Origin of the sequence: Roseateles puraquae (assembly GCF_002205845.1) — a bacterium.
Lineage (GTDB): Bacteria > Pseudomonadota > Gammaproteobacteria > Burkholderiales > Burkholderiaceae_C > Pelomonas > Pelomonas puraquae.
Map to the genome: position 1 here is coordinate 11962 of NZ_NISI01000022.1, position 19525 is coordinate 31486.

Consider the following 19525-nt stretch of genomic DNA (forward strand, 5'->3'; position numbering starts at 1 on the left):
GGCGCCTCAACCGAAGATGCCGTGCAGGAACCAGCCCGTGCCGTCGTCGAGCTTGGCCTGGAAGATCCACAGCAGACCGGCATGCCGGGATTCGGCCAGCCAGTAGTCCCGCATCACGAGTCGCCCGGAGCCAGCCACCTCGTCGCGGTCCCACCAGCCGCCTTCGACGCATTGCGGTCCTGCGAGCAGCTGCAGCTCGCCCTGGTAGACCGGCCGGTTGTTGCGCACAGCAAGCTTCAGCGGCTCGCGAAGCGTCCAGGTGGGTTGAGGGAGTTCGGTGCTGACCTCGGCCTGGCGGGGCAGCGGCTTGGCGGCGGGCTGCCAGTGCGCCATCCATTCCTGGCGGTGGTCGGCATGCACGACACAGCGGCGCACCGCCTCGGGCCCCAGCCTCGCTGCCATGCGCTCCAGCACCAGCTGCGGTGACTCGGTAACGTCGGTGTCGTCCAGCAGCAGGGAGCCATTGCTGTCTGCCTGCTCGTGGACTTCGTTCGCGGTCAGCTCAAGGTCGCCGACCGGCGCGAGGAGTTCGACCTTGGCTAGGTGCTCGGCGAGCAGCCGGCAGAGGTGTTCGACATCGCGGCTCGGTTCAGCGGTTCCGACCGTGAGCTGGCCGCCTGTGCCGGCTTCGCGGGATCGCATCGTGTCGTGCCACCAGTGCAGCGTGAACGCCGTGGTTCCAGCATGCCGGGCCGCCAGCCAGCCGCACATCTGGACTAGCAGCCGCCGCGCCCCCTGCAACAGCGCAGGCGCATGCTCGACGCGGAAGGGCAGCTCCAGGCGCCCTTTGAACTGCTCGGGCAGCATCTCCCACACGTAGCCGTCGGGCTCGTGCCCGTAGGCGCGGTCCAGCGCCTGACGCAGCTCCTTGCCGAAGCGCCGGGCCAGGCCGGCGCGCGGCAGGGCGCGCACATGGCCCAGCGTGCGACAGCCGGTCTGCGCCAGCGTCGTCGCGTGCGGGCAGATCGCGCGCAGGCTTTCCATGGGCAGGGCGTCCAGGATGTCCTGAAGCGGCCGGCGGATGCCGTCCTCCCGGTTGTTGCGCGCCAGCGCCAGGGCGGCCAGGCTAGTGGGCGCCCAGGCAACTTTCTGTACCGCGAGCTCGGCGGCTTCGGCGACCACACGGTCACGTAGCGCACGCTTGCCACCGAACAGGCGTGTGCTGCTTTCGACCTCCATCAAGACGGCATCCTCGACGATGGCGACACGGGGCGTGAACTGCAATGCCCAGGTGGCCACGGCCCGGAGGGCGTCAGGGCTCGGAGGACTCGGCGAACTCGGGTCGTTGGCGCACGGCGGCAACAGCAGGGCTGACCACAACATGGCTGGGCTCGATGGGCATGAGGCGGCTGGGGTAGCGCAGCCTCGGGGTCATGATCTTGCTGAGGCCACCGGGCATGGAAGTCAGGTGCAGCGTCTGCTCCAGCGGCACGCCCTTGCGCTTGAGCACGTCGACGGCGATCTGCCAGTCCGTGTCCACGCGCACCAGAACACGAAGTGGTGCCGCAGAGGCGTCCTGCGCGACGACTTCGGGGCGGCACAGGAAGACCGGCCCCTTGCAGCGACTGGCCAAGACCTGGAGGCGCCGGATCTGCTCGGCGCGCACCAGGGGCAACCAGGCAATGACGGCGCCGAAGCTGCCACCCTTGACGAGCTGCTCGGTGGCCCACAGTCGGTCGCGCGGCGTCTCCACGTCGATCCAGACGAGCTGGCGCTCGTCGATACCCTCGTGGCGCAGTCCAGGGGCATGCGGCGCGAGCGGCGGGCCTACCAGCGCGACGCTCCGGCCGGCGGAGGTTTGCTGCGCGATGGCATGCGACAGCAGGCGCAGCTCAACGATGGAGAACTGGCGAACCAGTACCTCGGTCAACGATCCGCAGGGCCAGCCGCCCCCGGGGAGCTCGACGTCCAGCGTTGCAAATCCAGTCGGCAGCACCTCTGCCACCGGCCCGCCCAGCTGATCGCCGCGCCACAGCGCCGCCTCGACCTCGTGAGGGAGCGACGCAGGTGCACTGACGCCGGCGTTTTGAGTGGGAGAGGGCAGGCTGTGAAGCGGCGACGCCCCGTCCAGCCCGGCGGAGATGGGCAACATCGGAGTTGGCAAAATACTGTATATGTATACAGTATATGCAACCGTGTTCGGCGTCTAGTCGGGCAAGACGCTGACTTGCGGGAGGAGTTGGCGGCCCTGGAGCTGTGTGCGCCGGCGTGCGATAACTGGCCCATCGACTCGCAGGGACGTTCGCCCATGTGCTACTCCGCCCAGATCCGTGCCGACTACCGGGACTACACGCGCCTGTTCGGCGCCCATCTCAGCATCAAGGAATTCGTGTCGGTCTTCTACGGCCGCCAGGTGGCCAAGCTCAAGATCCCCAAGGCGCTGGAAGCAGCGTTCGAGCGCGATGCCACGACGCCTGAGGAGTTGGAGATCAAGGGGCTGATCGAGGCCTACAAGGCAGACCGGGCCATGGCGCTGGAGCAGGAACTGTTTGCACAGCGCAAGCGCCTCGCAGACGCAGAGCGGTCCCTACAGACCAAGCAGACGAAGGCTGCTCTGGACAGCATGCGCATTGCGCCTTCGAAGATCTCCAAGGCTCGACTCGACCTGGACGACCTGCGCCGGACCGAACTGCTGGACCGCGACTCGCGCATCTTCCCAGGCGTCTACGCGCCGGTGATGGTCGTGCGTGACGGCCAACGCGTCGTGCTGCCCATGCGCTATCAATGCCGGCCGGCCGGGAAGCCTGCCGACTACGACGTCAAGTTCCCCGGCACTTACAACGCCCGCAGGGACAACCTCGAGGGGTTCTGGCGGGGGCAGTTCGGCCACACCCACGGCATCCTGCTGGTCGACACCTTCTTCGAGAACGTCAAGCGCCACGACATGGAGCACCGGCCGCTGGCGCCGGACGAGAAGCCGGAGAACGTGGTCCTGCAGTTCAACCCCAACCCGCCGGAGCTGATGTACATCGCCTGCCTGTGGTCGCACTGGAAGAAGGACGGCGAGGCAGACCTGTTGTCGTTTGCTGCTATCACGGATGAACCGCCGCCAGAGGTCGCAGCCGCTGGCCACGATCGCATGATCGTCCGCATCAGGCCTGAGCATGTCGATGTTTGGCTGAACGCGAATCCGAGCAACCTCAAGGCGCTTTACGACATCTTCGATGACCGGACGCCGGCGTTCTACGAGCACCGGCAGGCCGCGTAGGCATGCAGCGCAGGCGCGGGATGGGCAAGTACAAGCAAGCTGCCGCCGGCCAGGCTGGGCTTGATGGACTCGGTGCGGGGAACGTCGTGTCGCTTGACGGTGGCAAGCGCGTGCGGATGGATGACCGGGTCGACTTCTGGCCAGGCACGCAGGCTTGGCAGACGGTGGTCGGCGGCCCGGATGGTCCTGCCAGTGGCATCGGCATGAAGAGCCTTTTGGCATACCTGAAACGGATGCGGGAGGCCGAGGGGCGGTCTGTCGGTCCGCCACCGCCGAGGGCTGCTGATCGCGAGGTGATCTGCAACTACTGCGGCAAGCCTGCTGAGCTGCATGACGGGCTGGCGGTCTATCCGGACCGCAAGGATCTACAGGACCGACAGTTCTGGGTGTGCTGGTCGTGCGACGCATGGGTGGGATGCAAGAGCGGCGCGGACGAGCCCTTTGGCGAACTGGCGAACGAAGAACTGCGTGCCGTGCGGATCTCGGCACACGAGGCCTTCGACCCGGTCTGGGAGCCCCGGCATAGTCACAGGCTACGTGGGCAGCCATCGGGCGTCGGCCGGGATTCCTGTGATTTGCCGCCGAATCGGACTTAGCTCGTTGTCGGCGTTCGGGAAATCTGAAGTTCCCAAACCACCCTAAGCTTTGACGTCGCAACTCATTTGCAACACAATCAAGGCATGAAGACAGCCATCATCCCGCAGGTGCGCATCGAGCCCCAGCTCCGCGCCGACCTCGACGCCGTCCTGCGCGACGGCGAGACTCTGTCCGAATTCGTCGAGTCGACGGTACGCGGTGCGGTGGAGCACCGTCTTGTTCAGAGCGCGTTCGCCGCGCGTGCTGACGAGGCTTGGGCGCGCTTCCAGCGCACTGGCACAGGCCGGCCGGCTGAAGACGTCATCGCCGACATGCGGACACGCCTGGAGGCCAGGCGCAAGGAGCTTCAAAGCAAGCACCGCCCGTCCGACGCATGACCTACCAGGTCATCTTCGAGACCCAGGCAGATGAAGACCTACTGCGACTGCACCAGCATCTCCTCGAGCGCGCCGAGTACGTCGAAGATTTAGAAATCGCCAATCGCGCCATCGACGCTATTCAGACGGCGGTCCTGGCGTTGGCTGTATCGCCGTTGCTATTTCGAAGGCGCAGCGGCGGCGGTCCGTTACGACGCGAGCTCGTCGTTCCGTTCGGGTCGACCGGCTACGTCATCGAGTACGAGGTTGCGGGGCCCGCGCTAGTGGTCGTGCTAGCTATCCGTCACCAGCGCGAGCAGGACCTTCACTGAGAGTGCCAGGCAGGAAAGCATCGCGAGGGTCGGCCAGGATGCGTGTGGTTCAAGCAAGGCCCGATGTCGGTCCATCGCGGCGCTCAGGCGGTCTGGTCGGCCGCTCGAAGGTCTGTTCTCAAGATGAGCGGTCATTGAGATGTACTGAGGCAGCCGGCTGCAATCAGCCTATCTCGGTCGGTCGATGCCGAGCGCCGTTCGGCCGGTCTTCAGCGCGTTCCGGTCACTGAGGCGTGAGCCGCCTCGTGGTTGAACCGACCGGGGGCTGCGGGTTGGAGACGGGTTCGCTCGGCTTATGCGCCAACCGCAACGCGAGAATCGCAGCCCGTTCAGACGACGTTCATGCGCGGCGCTCGACACTGGGTTCATCAATCAACCCGCCGGAGCACACCATGCACCCCGAACTGCGCAGCTTCCTCGCCCGCTTCATCGGTACCGTCCTCCTGACGCTGATCCCGGTGATCTTCATGACCTTTGTGTCGATGCCGCTAAGCCTCAATCGCCACCCCGGTGAGCCGGTGAGGACGGACCTGCCGCTTCGACACATGACCTGACGCTTCACGCATGCGGCTGAGTGGCGCGGGCAACGCGACGTGGGAGCGGCGCGGTGTCTCGCGGAGTGGCTTCTATGCGCGGCTGACGCGACGACGCAGTCAGCGCAACCTCGCTGACGAGCGCCTCGGTGCGCTGGGCCCCACCTCCTAGCCTGGGCGCTTTGCAGACGTCATTCAGCCGGTCCACAGGGCCATCGTCTGCACACGCATTGCTAAATGCCTGCTTTCAACCCGCCGGTACGTTGAGTACCACCAACAGTCCGCCAAGAGGGCTCACCCCCAGTTCGACTGTGCCCTCATACAGCGTGGCCAGTTCCTGCACGATGGCCAAGCCCAATCCACTGCCAGGCGTCGACTCATCCAGCCGGTGGCCGCGCTCCAGCGCCTTGGCGACCTGGTCTGGCGCAATGCCTGGGCCGTCATCGTCGACCGTCACGCGCAACAGCGATCCAGTCTGCATGGCGCTAACCAGCACCTGCTTGCGCGCTGCCTTGCAGGCGTTGTCCAGCAGGTTGCCCAGCATTTCCTGAAGGTCCTGCGACTCGCCTGCAAACGCCAGTCGACCGTCAATGTCTGCGCGGATCGACAGCTTTCGGTTCGCGTAAACCTTCTGCATGACCCGGACCAAGCCATCCGCCACTGGTTGCAGCGGTGTTTTCAGACCTCCGGCGCCCTGGGCGGCGGCCGCCCGGGCTCGGGCAAGGTGCCAGTCAATGTGTCGGCGCGCCACCTGCACCTGATCCAGCACCAGGGCGGGCAACTCGTCCCGGACCGCAACGGTACTGCTCGCGTTTGCGGCCGCCTGGCCCAGGATGGTGAGCGGCGTCTTCAAGGCGTGGGCGAGGTTGCCCGCCTGGGTCCTTGCCCGCTCCAGGGTCGAGGCCTGGCGATCCAGCACGCTGTTGAGGTCATCGACCAAGGGCTGGACCTCGGTGGGATAACTGCCTTCGAGGCGCTGTGTGCGTCCATCCCGCAGCGCAGCGAGGGCTTCCCGCAGTCGACCCAGCGGCGCCAGCCCGAGGGTGACCTGGAGGAAGGCGCCTGCGCAGAGCAGGAGCATCAGCACCAACAGCGCTCCGATCAGCACGTTGTCGAACCGCTGTGCCGCCCGATCCAGTGGCTGCGTGCTGGCCGCGACCATCACCCGCCACGGCAGCGCTGCACCGTCGGCACGCAGGCCCCGCTCGATGAGCAACAGCGGCTCCTTGCGATGGTTCAACACTTGGTGGACATGCAACTCTCCCTGACCTGGCATGTCTCGGGGCGCGACCAGGTCTTCATCCCAGAGGGAGCGCGAGCGCAGCAGGCCCGGCTTGCCGTCGGCCCCAGCACCGTCGACCTGCCAGTACAGGCCGGAATGCGGGCGTGTCCAGCGCGGGTCCGACAGCCGTGCCGCATCGAGGGACGGCTGCCCCTGGTTGTCTACCTCCAGCCTGGCTAGGACCTGGTCCAGGTCGGCCGTCAGCCGCTCGACGAACTGCTGCCGAACATGGTCCCTGAACAGGGCAGACAACACGAAGCCCGAGGTCACCACCGTCAGGCCCGCAGTCAGCAGGGTCACGAGCAGCAGGCGCTGGCGTAGGGAACGGAGGTTCAGCAAGCTCAATGTGACGCCCAGTGGTCAGTGAGCAGGCACGAGACGGTAGCCCATGCCACGAACGGTCTCGATGAGGTCGGCGCCGAGCTTGCGGCGCAGCCGGCCGACGAACACCTCCACGGTGTTGGAATCACGGTCGAAGTCCTGGGCATACAGATGCTCGATGAGTTCGCTGCGAGACACCACCTGTCCCGCACGATGCATCAGGTAGGCCAGCAGCCGGTATTCGTGCGCGGTCAGCGTGACGGTGATCCCCTTGAGGGTGACCGTGCCGCTGCGCGTGTCCAGGGTGACGTCTCCTTGCTCAAGCAGAGGCGACGCCAGGCCATGAGAGCGGCGAACCAGGGCGCGCAGGCGTGCCAGCAGCTCCTCGGTATGGAACGGCTTTGCAAGATAGTCGTCGGCTCCCGCGTCGATGCCGGCCACCTTCTCATGCCAGCTGTCGCGCGCTGTGAGGATCAACACCGGCACGCTCAGGCCTTGGCCGCGCCACCGCTGCAGCACCGTCAGGCCATCGAGCACCGGCAGCCCCAGGTCCAGCACGACGGCGTCGTAGGGCTCGGTGGCACCGAGGTGCAGCGCCGCTTGCCCGTCGCCGGCCTCGTCCACGGCATAGCCGGCCTGCTTGAGCATCTGCTTGAGCTGCGACCGCAAAACGGCTTCATCTTCAACGAGCAGCACCCTCATGGCCGGCGCTCCGGGGCCGAGGCGGCGGGGGTTTTGGCCTCAGGCGCAGGGCGTTGTCTGCTCCTGAGGACCGCTGCCGTCTTGGCGTCGACATCCAGGCGCAGCAGGCGGCCGCCGCTTTGCAGGAGTTTGAGCTCGTAGACCCAGCGCCCGTCCTCCCGCTCCAGCTCCACCTCCAGCAACTCGCCGGGGTGGCTGCGCTGGACTTTCTCCAGGACATCCTGCAATGGCAGGACCTCCCCGGCCTTCAACGCAGCGCGGGCACGGTCGTGGTCGCTGCGGTCGTCGGCGTGGGCGGCCGACATCAGCCCAGCGCCCAGGCACAGAGCGAAAACGCAGGGCAAGACGACGGTCCGAAAGGTTGCCTTCATGGTGCAAGTGTCGAGCGTCGAAGCTGAACCGCGGATGAACGACCGATTCAGGAAGGGTTCAAGGGCTGGTCTCGATGATGACCCCGTCAACCCCAAGGACGATCATGACCTTCAAGCCATTCCTCTTGCCGATGCTCATCCTGGTCACACAGGCGCCTGCCGCGCAAGCCCAGGCGACGACACCGGCTCAACTGCAAAAGGCCTATGAAGCGGCAGCGGGTTCTCCCGCCCAGGTCGAGCGCGGACGGGTCTTCTTCACGAGCAGGCACGGGGCCGAGTGGTCGTGTGCGTCCTGCCACGGGCAGCTTCCCACCGGAGTGGGAAAGCATGCGGTGACCACGAAGTCCATCGACCCGCTGGCACCGGCATTCAACCCCAAGGCCTTCACCGACGAGCGTCGCGTGGAGAAGTGGTTCCGCCGCAACTGCAAGGACGTGGCGCAGCGCGAATGCACACCCGGCGAGAAAGCCGATGTGCTGGCCTGGCTGCAGACCCTTCGCTGATGCATGGAGATGCTCTTGCCCCTCATGCTGATTCGAACGCGGACCGCGCTGGTCCTGTTGACGCTGTCGCTCGCCATGGCCAGCCACGCCGGTGAACACGAAGGCGCCGGGCGTACCCCGTGGCCCAAGGCCTATGCGCAGGAGTGCGCGGCCTGCCATGTGGCCTACCCGCCCCAGATGCTGCCCGCCGCGTCCTGGGCGCGACTGATGGGCGGCCTGGATAAGCACTTCGGCACCGACGCTTCGCTGGACGCAAAGGACGTTCAGCAACTGGGTCGGTGGCTGCAGGAGAACGCCGACCGGCATCCGGCGACCCCGGCCCCGCCGGAAGACCGCATCACCCGCACGGCACGGTTCGGGCGCAAGCATCGTCAGATCGAGCCGGCGACCTGGCGGCTGCCCAGCGTCCGCTCGGCCGCCAATTGCATGGCCTGCCACACCGGCGCCGACAACGGCCAGTACAGCGAACACGCGCTGCGCATGCCCGAGGGCCTCAGCGCCCGGCAACGCGCAGCCTGGGACGACTGAGCCAGATTCAAGGAGCACCCCATGACTTCCACGACCCGTTCCATGGCCCCGGCTGCCGCCGGCTCGGCGCCAGCCGCACGGCCCGCGCGGCTGATGATTGACGCGCCTGTCCGGGCCTTCCATTGGCTCTTCGCGCTGAGCTTCGCGGGCGCGTGGCTCACGGCCGAGTCAGAGCGGTGGCGGGGCCTGCATGTGACGCTGGGCTACGCTTTCGGGGGACTGCTGCTTTTCCGACTGGTCTATGGCCTTGTCGGTCCGCGGCAGGCGCGTCTCGCCCTGCTGTGGCACCGTGTGTCAGGCGTGGGCGACTGGCTTCGCAATGCCGGGGCCGGACGTGTCGACCTGCCTCGTGGAGCCACCCTCGGCATGGGGGCGGCGATGCTGTTGCTGATGGCGGTCGCGGCGCCGCTGGTGTTGTCTGGCTATGCGGGCTACGTCGAGTGGCTGGGCATGGAGGACGCCTGGGAAGAGGTGCATGAGTTCTTCGCGAACTCGGCCATGGCACTCGTGGCGGCGCATCTGGCGCTCATCGTGCTGCTTTCCATCCTGCGGCGGCGCAACCTGGCCACACCCATGCTGACCGGCCGTACGCCGGGATCAGGTCCTGACCTCGTCAAGGCCAATCGCACCTGGCTGGCCGTTCTTCTGCTGGCAGCCTGCGTCGGATTCGTCGGCTGGCAGACGGTTCAGGGCGACTTGGGCGGCACGCTTGCGACTCAAGGCGAGCGACGCGTCGGCCACCACGACGACGATGATTGAGGCCAGGTCCGTCGGTGCAGAAGGGCCACCGCGGCCGTGCACCAGCCCCAAGTCGTCAAGGCCAGCGCGGCGGACAGCGCCAGCAGGGTTGCCGGCGGTGCCGTGAACTTGAAGAGCGCGGCGACTTGCGGCACGCCGAGGGCCAGAGCAAGCAGCGCGCCCGCTCCCAGCACGATCCAGCGGAAAGCAGTGTTCACCTCTCTCGGTCCGCTGGCGGACGCTGCCCATGACCGATTGGCCTGGATCAGGCCCAGGTTGCCCAGCACCAGGACCGCAAATGCGACCGTGCGCCCTGCATCGGCGCCGCCACCCAACCGCTCACCGAGCACGTACCCAGCCAGCACCGCCACGAGCAGCCCGAGGCCCTGCAGCACGCCTAGCCGGACCAGTGCGGCGTCGAACAATCGAGCCTCGGGCCGTCGGGGTGGCTGTCGCATCGCACCAGGCTCCAGGGCTTCCGCTTCGAAGACGATGGAGCAGGCCGGGTCGATGACGAGTTGCAGGAACAGGATATGCGCCGGCATCAGGATCAGCGGCCAGCCCATCAGCAGCGGTGCCAGGGCCAGGCCGATGATGGGCAGGTGGGCTGCGAACACGAACGTGATGGCCTTGCGCAGGTTGGCGAACACACGGCGGCCGTAGCGGATGGTCGTCACCAGCGAGCCGAAGTCGTCTTTCAGCAGCACGAGGTCGGCCGCTTCGCGGGCCACGTCCGTGCCGCGCCCGCCCATGGCCACGCCGATGTGTGCTGCCTTGAGGGCAGGGGCATCGTTCACACCATCGCCCGTCATTGCCACCACATCGCCCCGCGCCCGAAACGCCTGTACCAGGCGCAGCTTCTGCTCGGGGCGCACCCGGCAGAACACCTGGGTGTCGCGCAGCCGCTCGGCCAGGGCGGTGTCATCCAGCGCATCAAGTTCAGAGCCGGTGAGGTGTCCACCATCGACGTTCAGCCCGGCGTGCCGCGCAATGGCCAGCGCCGTGGCTGGATGGTCGCCGGTGATCATGGCCACACGAATGCCGGCGGCATGGCAGTCGTTGATGGCCGCGGGCACGTCGGCACGCACGGGGTCTTGCAAGGCGACCAGCCCGACGAACTCGAAGTCGAAGTCGTGCTGGATGGCGGGCAGGGACTCGGTTGCGAACATGGTGCGAGCCACACCCAGCACACGCAAGCCACCGGCGGCCAGGGCGGCCACCTGAGCTGCGATGTGCTGCTGTTGTTCGGGGGGCAGATGGCAGAGGTCGGCGATGGCTTCAGGCGCGCCCTTGGCCGCCACCAGCAACTCACGCCGGTCGGGCGAGCGCCACACCCGCGACATCGCCAGCAGTTCGCGCGACAGCGGGTAGTCAGAGACCAATGTCCAATCCGCATGCAGGTGCTCCGAGCCCTGCAGCCAATGGCGGCCAGCGACGCCGATGGCCGACTCCATCGGGTCGAAGGCGCGGCGATGGCTGGACAGCACCGCGTATTCCAAGACGGGATGGAAGGCATGCCCCATGGCGGTGACGGGCTGCTCCCCCAGTTCGAACGCCGCACCATCTACCCACAACCGACGCACTTCCATCTGGTTGCGGGTCAGCGTGCCGGTCTTGTCGACGCAGAGCACCGTCGTCGCGCCCAGGAGCTCAACGGCGGGAATGCGCCGGGTCAGTACCCTCTCCCTGGACAGGCGCCACGCGCCGAGACCGAGGAAGATGGTCAGCACGACCGGCAGTTCCTCCGGCAGGATGGCCATGGCCAGTGTGAGCCCGGCCAAAAGCCCGCCGAGCCAGTCACCGCGGCTGAGCGCCCAGCCCACGGACAGCAGGAGCGCAATCGATGCGCCGGCCATCGCCACGCGCCTGACGATCTGCGCGGTCTCGCGCTGAATGGGGGTCTCGTCCAAGGCAATGCCGCCCAGCGAGGCGCCAATGCGGCCCAGCGCACTGCGGGGGCCGGTGGCTACCACGCGCCCCTGAGCCGTGCCCTGAGTGACGAGCGAACCCGAGAAGCAGAGATGTTGCGGTCCCGCAGCCCCAGCATCAACGGCTTCAAGGGCCTGCTTCAGCACCGGCTGGGATTCACCCGTCAGCAGCGACTCGTCCACCGTCAGGTAATTCGCCTCAAGCAGTTCGATGTCGGCCGGCACGCGGTCGCCCTCGGCCATCAGCACGATGTCGCCGACCACCAAGTCCTTGCCGGGGATGCGCACCGCCGCGCCGTCCCGCAGCACCAGCGCCCGCGGGCTGGACAGGTCGCGCAGCGCGTCCAGTGCGGCTTGGCTGCGGCGCTTCTGCACGAAGGTCATCGCGATGACTACCCCGACGAAGCCGAGCAGCATCAAGGCTTCCTGACGGTCGCCCAGCGCCAGGTAGATGACGCCACAGGCCACGAGCAGCAGGAACATCGGCTCGCGCACGACCTCCAACAAGAGCTGAGCCGTACCGGACCGCGAGGCGGCAGGCAGCTCGTTCGGGCCGTCGCGCTGCAGCCGTACTTCGGCCTCGGGCGAGCTGAGCCCAGTGAGCGCGTCCATCGCCGCTCAGCCGGCTGCGACGGAGACCTTCTCATGGTCGCCATCGGGGCGGCGCCACGGGTCCACATGGGTCATCAGGTTCAGCACGCGGTGGCGCTGCATGACCCGACGACGGGCTTCGACGGCGATGTCGTGACCGGCTTCGACAGTGAGCGTGGCGTCCACCTCGATGTGGGCATCAACCACCACCATGTCGCCCATCTTGCGTGTGCGGATGTCGTGCACGCCCATGATCCCCGGCGTTTCGGCCAGCGTTTGGCGGATGGCGGCCACCTCCTCGTCATCGACGGCGCGGTCCATCAGGTCGTGCAGGGCATCCCATCCGAACTCCCAGCCCATCTTGGTGACCATGAAACCGACGATGGCGGCCGCGATGGGGTCCAGGATGGGGTAGCCCGCCAGGTTGCCGATGATGCCCAGGCTCACCACCAGCGACGACGCCGCGTCAGAGCGCGCATGCCAGGCGTTGGCCACAAGCATGCTGGACTTCACCCGCTTGGCCACGGCCAGCATGTAGCGGAACAGCAGTTCCTTGGCGGTCAGCGCGCCGAGGGCTACCCAAAGCGCGGCCATGTGCACCTGGGGAATGGCCTCCGGCTGCTCCAGCTTCACCGCGGCCGACCACAGCATGCCCAGCCCAACGGCAAGCAACAGCAGCCCGAGCACCAGCGAGGCGGCAGTTTCATAGCGATGGTGGCCATACGGATGGTCTTCGTCCGCGTCCTTCTGACTGTGATGGTTAGCGAATAGCACCACGAAGTCAGCAATGAGGTCGGACAGCGAATGCACGCCGTCGGCAATCAGGCCCTGGGACTTGGTCAGGACACCCGCAACGATCTGCGTGGATGTGAGCGCGAGGTTGACCACGACGCTGACCCAGGTGCTGCGAGAAGCGGCGGCTGCGCGCTCTGCGGTGGTGTGTTCGGTGGATTCGGAGTCTTCGCTCGGGGTGAAAAGCTCGGTCACAAATGCTCCCATCGTTGGGCCGTCTTCGCAGCGGTAACTTCTCAGGATAGTTCGCCGCTCCTGAACGCCGCATGAACAGCCTCCGGTACACCGGAGGCACGAAGAGGCGCCTTCCGTTTGAGCGTCCGTGGATGACGCGGCAGTCGGCCCTGTTCCTCAGGGCGAGCCATGCAACTCAGAGCGCTGCAAGCATCGCTTCAGAATCCGAAGCCTGCGCTACCGCCTACGTGTCATCAAGTCTTGAGGTCTACTGGTCTCCAGGAGGTCATGGGCGATCTCGGTCGAGGCGGTTCGCGTAAAGCTCTGCACGGCGAACAGGCTGCTTGGAAGGAGCCGGGTGCCGGGTGCGGACAGTTGACGCAGGTCCGCTGTGACGTTGATCTTGCCGCTCGGCTGGCCGCGACGAGTTTGTCTTCATGCGCCGTGTGGATGCCGACTCCCCCTGGGCGGAGTTCCTGGCGTGGCGCCTAAGGCAGCTATTGGCGGGACCGATCGAGTTGCCCGCAGTGGCCCGCCGGCCCAGATCAGCGCCAGCGTCGACATTGCCAGCCTGCCACGGCATGCGGGTAATCGAATCGCTGCTTCGGGCCGTCCGCAGGTGCCGAGCGGCTCTGCAGGTCTTGCGCGGAGTCCAGCCAGGGCTGTCGGACGCCCGTTCTGCGCGGGCCCGCGCCGCTGCCGTAACGGTGCGCCCAGTCGACATTCGCGAACGTCAGCCAATGACCCATGCGACATCGGCCACCTCGGACCCGGCGAGCACTGCGATCAGATTGTCCGCTGCGCGCATCTCGATTGCGAGGCGCACTTCGCGTACCGCCGAACCGAGGTGCGGCGTGAAGACCGTACGAGGGTGCTGTAGCAGCGCCACGGGAATGTCGATGGGGCGGTCCGGAAGATTCCAGTCCTCCATCTCGAAAACGTCTGCGGCATAGCCACCGAGACGGCCGTCCGCGAGCGCAGCCAGCACCGCCTGCTCATGGACCACGGAGCCGCGGCCCACGTTGATGAGCAGCTGCCCCGGGCGGATGCCGGAAAGTGCCGCTGTGTCGATTAGGTGGCGTGACGACTTGGTTAGAGGCACAGCCAGAAGCACGTAGTGCGCAAGGCGCAGAGCCTCGTCCAGCGTCGTGATGCGTACCCGCGGATCACGGCGCTCAGGGTCCACGCCCAGGATCTCCGCGCAACCAAAGCCTTGCACGCGGTCGACGATGGCGCGCCCGACGGCGCCCAGGCCCACCACCGCGACCGTCGAGCCGTGCAAGCCCGTCCCGTAGAGCGAAGGCCGCCAGCCGGCATAGCTGGAGCGCACGCGTCGGTCACCTTCGAGCACATGGCGGGCCAATGCGATGGCGAGGCCAACGGCCAGCTCCGCGGTCGGCTCCGTCAGCAAGTCGGGTACGAAGCTCACTTGCACGCCGGCGCGCGTGCAGGCCGCGAGGTCGAAGTTGTCATAGCCCTTTAGGGCGCAGGCCACCGTGCGCAGCCTCGGCGCCCGCTCAAGGATGCCGGCGTCAACGCGGTCGGTCATGAAGGCCATCCACGCGTCGGCCTCGCGCAGGTGGCGGGCCAGTTCCTCAGCAGGCCAGGGCTCGGGGCCGGCGTTCATCACGACATGGCCGGCGGACTGCAGGCGCGCGAGCACTTCTGCGTGCACGGGTTGGCTGACGACAATTCTGTTCATGTTATGACCCTGCTCACTTAAGGCGGCGACGCAGTGCGGCACCCAGTCCGTCGACCACCAGCACGCAAGCCAGGATGGCCAGCAGGATGGCCGACACCTCGTCGTACTTGATCAGTCGCAGTGCCGCCATCAGCTCGAAGCCGATGCCGCCGGCGCCTACGATGCCCAGCACGGCCGAGGCCCGGAAGTGATATTCCCAACGGTAGATGGTGATGTCGGCCAGCTGCGGTAGCACCTGGGGCAGCACGGCATGCGTGATCACCTGCAGGCGGCTTGCGCCCGCCGCGATGGCGGCTTCGAGCGGCTTGGGGTCGACATGTTCTATGGCCTCGGCATAGAACTTGGCCACCATGCCGGTGGAGTGCAGCGCAAGGGCCAGCACACCGGGCAGGGCGCCGAAGCCTACGGCTGCGACGAAGAGGACGCCGAGAATGATCTCAGGCACCGAGCGACAGCTCGCGAGCAACGTGCGCGCGACGCGCAACACGACCGGGTGCGGCGAGGTATTGGGCGCGGCCAGCAGGGCGAGCGGCAGTGACAGCACCATGGTGAGCGCCGTGCCGGCCACTGACATGGCCAACGTGTCGCGTAGCGGCGTGAGCCAGAGCTGCCAGCGTTCGAAGTTGGGCGGAATCATTTCTGACCCCAGTTGCGCGAGGGCTGGCAGACCGCCGGCGAAGCGCTCGGCGTCGAAGAACCCTGTGACGGCAAGCGCGACGACCGCGGCCGCGAGCAGCAGGCCGGCCCAGCCCAGGCCGCGGCGGCGCCTGCGGGTGTCCTCCGCTAGCACGGCGTCCATGGCAGCGAGGCGGGTGGTCACTTCATACTCCCGAGGTCGAGCTTAAGCACCGAGGCCGTGTCGCGAAGCACGTCGTAGGCGGCGTCAGTGGTGGACGCGAAGGCCTCGACGCGAAAGGCTTTGAGCACCTCCTTGTCCTTCATGTTCAGGAATGCATCGCGGATGCCCTGCTTTAGGGCCGGCGCGAGGTTGCCTTGCAGCACGACTGGGTAGTTCGGAATCGGCGCGGACAGGTCCAGCTCGACGATGCGGCTCGCATCGATGGTGCCGCGCTTGACGAGGTTGTCGAGGATGGACTTAGAAAGGGCGCCAGCCGGCACCTGGCCCGCCTGCACCGCACGAGCGACGGCATCGTGTGTGCCGAGGTGAACGACGCGGTAGTCCTTCTCGCCGTCGAGCTTGGCCTTCTTGAGCAGGTGTGCGCGGGGCGCCAGGTGGCTGGAGGTGGAGGCCTGGTCGCCAAAGCCGAAGGCCTTGCCGCGAATGTCTTCCAGCGTCTTGACCGGGCCGCCAGCCGTGGCGATCAGCACCGACTGATAGGTGGGCGAGCCGCGCTCTACGCCGACTGCGAAAGGCTCGATGGTCGGAGCCTTGGACTTGGCGAGCACATAGGAAAAGGGCCCGAAGTAGGCCACCTCGATGCGGCCGAAGCGCATGGCCTCGATCATGGACGAGTAGTCGGTCGTGACGACCAGCTCGACGTCCTTCTTCAGCGCTTGTTCCAGGTAGACCTTCAGCGGCTGGGCGTTCTGGATCAGCGTGGAGGCGTTCTCGTCGGGCAGCAGCGCCACGCGCAGGCGAGACGGATCGCGGCCTTGGGCCTGGGCAGATATGGCGCACGCCAACGCAGCAAGAGCGAGTGAGACGACGGCAAGACGGCGGTTGGGCATGGAAGCTCCTGGGTTCGAAAGATGAAGTCGGCGCGGCGCGCCGGCGATGCTCAGGCCAGGGCGGCTAGGGCGGAATCGGGCACTCGCTCGGCCGGCGCTCCGGCCGCAGCGAAGCCGTACAGGGCCGCCTCGCGCTCGGCGGTCAACGCCGCGGGCGGCCCGTCGAACACAACCTGCCCGCCACGAAGGCCGACGATGCGGTCGGCAAAGCGGCGGGCCAGCTCCACTTGGTGGAGACTGATGACTGCGGTCAGCCGATCGATCTTGCAGATGTGGTGGAGCAAGCCCATGACGCTCTCGGCCGTCGCGGGGTCGAGGCTGGCCACCGGCTCGTCGGCGAGCAGTAGGGTGGGCGATTGCATCAGCGCCCGCGCGATGCCGACGCGTTGTTGCTGACCGCCTGAGAGCGTGTCCGCGCGGGCCAGCGCCTTTTCAAGCAGGCCGACCCGGTCCAGAACTTGCAGGGCGCGCAGCTGATCTTCGCGGCTCCAGGGCCACAGTGTGCGCAGGGGATGGTGCTGGGCCAAAGCGCCCATCAGCACGTTGGCCAGCACGGTCTGGCGGCCGATAAGGTGGTGCTGCTGGAAGACCATGCCGCAGTGACGGCGGTGGGCGCGCAGGTGACGCGGCGTCAGTCTCCCCTGTGGCAGTTCACTGGCGCCAATGGCGCCTTCGGAAGGACGCACCAGACCGTTGAGGCAACGCAACAACGTCGACTTGCCTGCCCCTGAAGCGCCGAGCAGCACGAGGAACTCGCCGCGCTCCACGTTCAAGCGCGTGCGTGCAAGGGCCTCAATGCCGCCGGGATAGACCACGCGCACGTCGTGCAGTTGCATCAGCCAGGCGGCGGTAGGAGAGGAGGAGTGCTGCGTCATGACGTGGCATTTTGTGCAACTTCCATGTCATCACGGTGACGTTTTGGTCCGAACAATGCGATGGTTTCATTGATGTCATCTATGGACCGCACATGACCAGTACCAGCCTTCTTGCCGCGCTGAAGGCATTCGACGCTACGGCCCGGTTAGGCAGCATGACGGCAGCGGCCCGCGCCCTGGGTCTGCAACAGCCCACGCTGTCGGCCCACATTCAGCGGCTAGAACAGGTTCATGCTGTCGAACTGTTCCGCCGCCGTGGTCGTCGCTTGGAGCTGACGGATTTCGGCCGATCGTTGCTGGAGCACACACGACGCGCTTTCACTGCGGAGGATGACGCTCAGGCCCTTTTGCTGGCCGCGCAGAACCGCTATGCCGGCCGGCTCGTCATCCACGCAGTGGGTCCCTACAACCTCGTCCCCATCCTGCGCGTGTTCACCAGACAGCACCCGCAAGTGAGTCTCGTAGTCCGTGTCGCAGACTCTCGTTCAATCGCTGCGAGGATTCTTGACCATCAGGGTGATGTCGGCGTGGTGCTCAACCCCGTATACCAGCCCGAGCTGGAATGCATTGAGCATCGGCGTCAGCCCTTGGTCGTTTTCGCGAAAGCGGACCATCCTTTGGCGGGGCGGACCGACGTTCGTCTGGCGGACCTCCACCAGCAGCGATTTGTCATTCGGGAAGAGGGGTCGACCACCCGACAGGTGTTCGAGGAGACGATGCGCCGCCGAGGTTTGAGCTTCAAGATCGCCGTCGAGATGGGAAGTCGTGAGGCGGTCCGCGAGGCGGTCGCGCAGGGCATGGGTCTGGGTGTCGTTGCGTCGCCGGCTTATGTCGCCGACGGCCGGCTGGCTCAGGTGCCGGTCGTTGACAACGACATGGCCACGCATGTGCACCTGGTGTGCCGCCGAGAGCGCAGACCATCTCCGTTGGTGGCGGCCTTCTTAGACATCGCTGAAGAGCTGCGGGCGGTGAACTGATCTGGCCCTAGAGCCCATAAGGCAGCCATCAACGGACATGCAACCAGCGAGCACATCGCCTTGTCACGCAAGCTGCTCGGCATCCAGAATGCTGAGACATAACCCTTCGATGTAGCGGACCCTCCGCTCAATCGTTCGGTTCCCTCTACCCCGTTGCTTGGAGCGTCAATGGAGGCACTTCCGCCCATTCCGAACGAGTTCACTCATGTGATTGCCTCGCGAGAGTTTGAGTTGGTGGGGCCGGTGGGTTCTGCTCGCTTGACCGTGGAGATAGGGGCGCCTGTTCAAGATGTGCCCAGTGTCGGCGGTACGTCTGCGAGGCCGTCAGCAGGCCGTCGATGCGCTTCGTGCCGATCAAGAACGTCGAGCAGCAGTCGGTGCTCTCGCTGCACCGCGTCCGCCAGGGCTTCGTGAAGGCACGCACCGCACAAGCCAACCAGATTCGGGGCCTTCTCGGCGAGTACGGCCTGGTGGTGCCGCAGGGCATCGCCTACATCGCCCAGCGCGTGCCATCGCTGATCGAAGATGCCGAGAACGAGTTGCCGGGCACCTTCCGCCTCCTGATCCAGCGGCTGCTCGACTACCTCAAGGCGCTGCAGGCGCAGGTCGACGAGATCGAAGTGCAGATCAAGGCATAGCACCGTGCCAGCGAGGCCAGCCAGCGTCTTGAGAAGGTGCCGGGCATCGGGCCGCTGACTGCCAGTGCCTTGGTCGCCAGCATCGGCGATGCGAAGAACTTCGACAACGGCCGGCAATTCGCGGCCTGGCTGGGCGTGGTCCCTCGACAGCACTCCAGCGGCGGCAAGCCAACGCTGCTGGGCATGAGCAAACGCGGAGATGCGTACCTGCGCACCATGCTGATCCACGGCGCTCGCTCCGTCATCTACAGGGCGACCCAGAAGGCCGATCCGGACAGCTGGCTGGTCAAGCTCACCACGCGTCGAAACAAGAACGTTGCGGCGTAGGCGTCCGCCCAAGTCACCTTGAAGTCCGGTGGCCGGACTTGGATGCTTGTGTCCACGACAACGATGCGTGGACACATGGGCACAACAGATTTGAGCGGGGGAGATCTGACGACACCTGCGGGGCGCAGCTGGCGCCGGCACTCGGCCGAGTTCAAGGCACGAGTCATCGAGCTGGCGCGCCAGCCCGGCGTCTCGACGGCAGCGGTGGCCTTGGCTAAGGAAGGTCTGCAAAACCCCGTCCGCGACGGACGATGAGGTTGCATGCTGTTCGCGCGGAGAAATAGCGTCCTATCAGAGCGTCGCGGGCGGTGAATTCCGGGCCCGCGGCGGCCTTCAGCCGCATCGCAGACGCACTCATCCC

The 19525-nt window shown here is 66.5% G+C and carries 20 protein-coding genes and 1 pseudogene; 10 read left to right on the top strand and 11 right to left on the bottom strand.

Annotated features, from left to right (window positions below):
• Positions 1-6: 6 nt before the first annotated feature.
• Together CDO81_RS26635 and imuA are read right to left on the bottom strand one after the other, a co-directional pair.
• Positions 7-1323: a Y-family DNA polymerase gene (locus CDO81_RS26635; RefSeq protein WP_168928279.1), complete on the bottom strand. Its 1317-nt coding sequence runs from the start codon at positions 1321-1323 to the stop codon at positions 7-9.
• Positions 1253-2092 (bottom strand): translesion DNA synthesis-associated protein ImuA, encoded by an 840-nt coding sequence (gene imuA, locus CDO81_RS26640; RefSeq protein ID WP_241517181.1) that lies wholly within the window; start codon positions 2090-2092, stop codon positions 1253-1255. Before imuA ends, CDO81_RS26635 begins: the two co-directional genes overlap by 71 nt.
• Positions 2093-2248: 156 nt before the next feature.
• Here imuA and CDO81_RS26645 point away from each other — a divergent pair, with 156 nt between their 5' ends.
• The 5 genes from CDO81_RS26645 to CDO81_RS28295 all read left to right on the top strand — a co-directional run bounded on the left by CDO81_RS26645 (position 2249) and on the right by CDO81_RS28295 (position 5047).
• Positions 2249-3208 carry an SOS response-associated peptidase family protein gene (locus CDO81_RS26645; RefSeq protein ID WP_088486302.1) on the top strand — a complete coding sequence of 320 codons (960 nt, stop codon included), beginning with the start codon at positions 2249-2251 and terminating at the stop codon, positions 3206-3208.
• Positions 3209-3228: 20 nt separating this feature from the next.
• Positions 3229-3804, top strand: coding sequence for a zinc-finger-containing protein (locus CDO81_RS26650; protein WP_158218442.1), 576 nt, complete (start codon positions 3229-3231; stop codon positions 3802-3804).
• A gap of 84 nt (positions 3805-3888) precedes the next feature.
• Positions 3889-4182: a YlcI/YnfO family protein gene (locus CDO81_RS26655; RefSeq protein WP_088486304.1), complete on the top strand. Its 294-nt coding sequence runs from the start codon at positions 3889-3891 to the stop codon at positions 4180-4182.
• Entirely contained in the window at positions 4179-4493 is a 315-nt protein-coding gene (locus CDO81_RS26660) for a type II toxin-antitoxin system RelE/ParE family toxin (RefSeq protein WP_088486305.1), read from the top strand. Before CDO81_RS26655 ends, CDO81_RS26660 begins: the two co-directional genes overlap by 4 nt.
• A gap of 392 nt (positions 4494-4885) precedes the next feature.
• Positions 4886-5047, top strand: a complete 162-nt coding sequence (locus CDO81_RS28295; protein WP_158218443.1) for a hypothetical protein — start codon at positions 4886-4888, stop codon at positions 5045-5047.
• A 226-nt stretch (positions 5048-5273) separates the two neighbouring features.
• Here the strand turns inward: CDO81_RS28295 and CDO81_RS26665 are convergent, their stop codons facing one another.
• Genes CDO81_RS26665 through CDO81_RS26675 form a run of 3 tightly spaced genes read right to left on the bottom strand, consistent with a single transcriptional unit; the run spans position 5274 to position 7702 of the window.
• The gene (locus CDO81_RS26665) at positions 5274-6647 is read right to left on the bottom strand and encodes a sensor histidine kinase (protein ID WP_088486306.1); all 1374 of its coding nucleotides are present in this window, start codon (positions 6645-6647) and stop codon (positions 5274-5276) included.
• Positions 6648-6668: 21 nt separating this feature from the next.
• A complete protein-coding gene (locus tag CDO81_RS26670) occupies positions 6669-7331 on the bottom strand; it encodes a response regulator transcription factor (RefSeq protein WP_088486307.1) in 663 nt (220 codons plus the stop codon).
• Entirely contained in the window at positions 7328-7702 is a 375-nt protein-coding gene (locus CDO81_RS26675) for a PepSY domain-containing protein (RefSeq protein ID WP_088486308.1), read from the bottom strand. The genes CDO81_RS26670 and CDO81_RS26675 overlap by 4 nt, the downstream gene beginning before the upstream one ends.
• A 104-nt stretch (positions 7703-7806) precedes the next feature.
• Between CDO81_RS26675 and CDO81_RS26680 the strand changes: the two genes are divergently transcribed.
• The 3 genes from CDO81_RS26680 to CDO81_RS26690 are packed head-to-tail and all read left to right on the top strand — an operon-like array spanning position 7807 to position 9492.
• On the top strand, positions 7807-8205 hold the full coding sequence (locus tag CDO81_RS26680) for a DUF1924 domain-containing protein (protein WP_088486309.1): 399 nt from the start codon (positions 7807-7809) through the stop codon (positions 8203-8205).
• A gap of 24 nt (positions 8206-8229) precedes the next feature.
• On the top strand, positions 8230-8733 hold the full coding sequence (locus CDO81_RS26685; RefSeq protein ID WP_193466542.1) for a diheme cytochrome c: 504 nt from the start codon (positions 8230-8232) through the stop codon (positions 8731-8733).
• A gap of 21 nt (positions 8734-8754) precedes the next feature.
• A complete protein-coding gene (locus CDO81_RS26690; protein WP_088486310.1) occupies positions 8755-9492 on the top strand; it encodes a cytochrome b/b6 domain-containing protein in 738 nt (245 codons plus the stop codon).
• Here the strand turns inward: CDO81_RS26690 and CDO81_RS26695 are convergent.
• From CDO81_RS26695 to phnC, 6 genes are all read right to left on the bottom strand, one after another.
• Positions 9450-12011 (bottom strand): cation-translocating P-type ATPase, encoded by a 2562-nt coding sequence (locus tag CDO81_RS26695; protein WP_088486311.1) that lies wholly within the window; start codon positions 12009-12011, stop codon positions 9450-9452. The genes CDO81_RS26690 and CDO81_RS26695 overlap by 43 nt on opposite strands.
• A 6-nt stretch (positions 12012-12017) precedes the next feature.
• A complete protein-coding gene (locus CDO81_RS26700; protein WP_241517182.1) occupies positions 12018-12977 on the bottom strand; it encodes a cation diffusion facilitator family transporter in 960 nt (319 codons plus the stop codon).
• Positions 12978-13689: 712 nt separating this feature from the next.
• Positions 13690-14658, bottom strand: coding sequence for an NAD(P)-dependent oxidoreductase (locus CDO81_RS26705; protein ID WP_088486313.1), 969 nt, complete (start codon positions 14656-14658; stop codon positions 13690-13692).
• A gap of 13 nt (positions 14659-14671) precedes the next feature.
• Positions 14672-15457 (bottom strand): phosphonate ABC transporter, permease protein PhnE, encoded by a 786-nt coding sequence (phnE, locus tag CDO81_RS26710; protein ID WP_088486314.1) that lies wholly within the window; start codon positions 15455-15457, stop codon positions 14672-14674.
• Positions 15458-15474: 17 nt separating this feature from the next.
• A complete protein-coding gene (gene phnD, locus CDO81_RS26715) occupies positions 15475-16347 on the bottom strand; it encodes a phosphate/phosphite/phosphonate ABC transporter substrate-binding protein (protein WP_088486315.1) in 873 nt (290 codons plus the stop codon).
• Positions 16348-16397: 50 nt separating this feature from the next.
• Positions 16398-17222 carry a phosphonate ABC transporter ATP-binding protein gene (gene phnC, locus CDO81_RS26720; protein ID WP_420893058.1) on the bottom strand — a complete coding sequence of 275 codons (825 nt, stop codon included), beginning with the start codon at positions 17220-17222 and terminating at the stop codon, positions 16398-16400.
• 92 nt (positions 17223-17314) lie between these two features.
• On the opposite strand from phnC, the gene CDO81_RS26725 reads away from it, so the two are divergent.
• The gene (locus CDO81_RS26725; protein WP_088486316.1) at positions 17315-18199 is read left to right on the top strand and encodes a LysR substrate-binding domain-containing protein; all 885 of its coding nucleotides are present in this window, start codon (positions 17315-17317) and stop codon (positions 18197-18199) included.
• A gap of 311 nt (positions 18200-18510) precedes the next feature.
• A pseudogene (locus CDO81_RS26730) lies at positions 18511-19161 on the top strand (IS110 family RNA-guided transposase); the annotation flags it as partial.
• Between the last annotated feature and the right edge of the window lie 364 nt (positions 19162-19525).

Coding starts and splice junctions, on each gene's coding strand:
- CDO81_RS26685 (WP_193466542.1), top strand. CDS start 8,230: ATGCTGATTCGAACGCGGACCGCGCTGGTCCTGTTGACGCTGTCGCTC.
- CDO81_RS26675 (WP_088486308.1), bottom strand. CDS start 7,702: ATGAAGGCAACCTTTCGGACCGTCGTCTTGCCCTGCGTTTTCGCTCTG.
- CDO81_RS26690 (WP_088486310.1), top strand. CDS start 8,755: ATGACTTCCACGACCCGTTCCATGGCCCCGGCTGCCGCCGGCTCGGCG.
- CDO81_RS26670 (WP_088486307.1), bottom strand. CDS start 7,331: ATGAGGGTGCTGCTCGTTGAAGATGAAGCCGTTTTGCGGTCGCAGCTC.
- CDO81_RS26650 (WP_158218442.1), top strand. CDS start 3,229: ATGGGCAAGTACAAGCAAGCTGCCGCCGGCCAGGCTGGGCTTGATGGA.
- CDO81_RS26725 (WP_088486316.1), top strand. CDS start 17,315: ATGACCAGTACCAGCCTTCTTGCCGCGCTGAAGGCATTCGACGCTACG.
- CDO81_RS26635 (WP_168928279.1), bottom strand. CDS start 1,323: ATGTTGTGGTCAGCCCTGCTGTTGCCGCCGTGCGCCAACGACCCGAGT.
- phnE (WP_088486314.1), bottom strand. CDS start 15,457: ATGGACGCCGTGCTAGCGGAGGACACCCGCAGGCGCCGCCGCGGCCTG.
- CDO81_RS26645 (WP_088486302.1), top strand. CDS start 2,249: ATGTGCTACTCCGCCCAGATCCGTGCCGACTACCGGGACTACACGCGC.
- CDO81_RS26705 (WP_088486313.1), bottom strand. CDS start 14,658: ATGAACAGAATTGTCGTCAGCCAACCCGTGCACGCAGAAGTGCTCGCG.
- CDO81_RS26680 (WP_088486309.1), top strand. CDS start 7,807: ATGACCTTCAAGCCATTCCTCTTGCCGATGCTCATCCTGGTCACACAG.
- CDO81_RS26655 (WP_088486304.1), top strand. CDS start 3,889: ATGAAGACAGCCATCATCCCGCAGGTGCGCATCGAGCCCCAGCTCCGC.
- phnD (WP_088486315.1), bottom strand. CDS start 16,347: ATGCCCAACCGCCGTCTTGCCGTCGTCTCACTCGCTCTTGCTGCGTTG.
- phnC (WP_420893058.1), bottom strand. CDS start 17,222: ATGACGCAGCACTCCTCCTCTCCTACCGCCGCCTGGCTGATGCAACTG.
- CDO81_RS26695 (WP_088486311.1), bottom strand. CDS start 12,011: ATGGACGCGCTCACTGGGCTCAGCTCGCCCGAGGCCGAAGTACGGCTG.
- imuA (WP_241517181.1), bottom strand. CDS start 2,092: ATGTTGCCCATCTCCGCCGGGCTGGACGGGGCGTCGCCGCTTCACAGC.
- CDO81_RS26660 (WP_088486305.1), top strand. CDS start 4,179: ATGACCTACCAGGTCATCTTCGAGACCCAGGCAGATGAAGACCTACTG.
- CDO81_RS28295 (WP_158218443.1), top strand. CDS start 4,886: ATGCACCCCGAACTGCGCAGCTTCCTCGCCCGCTTCATCGGTACCGTC.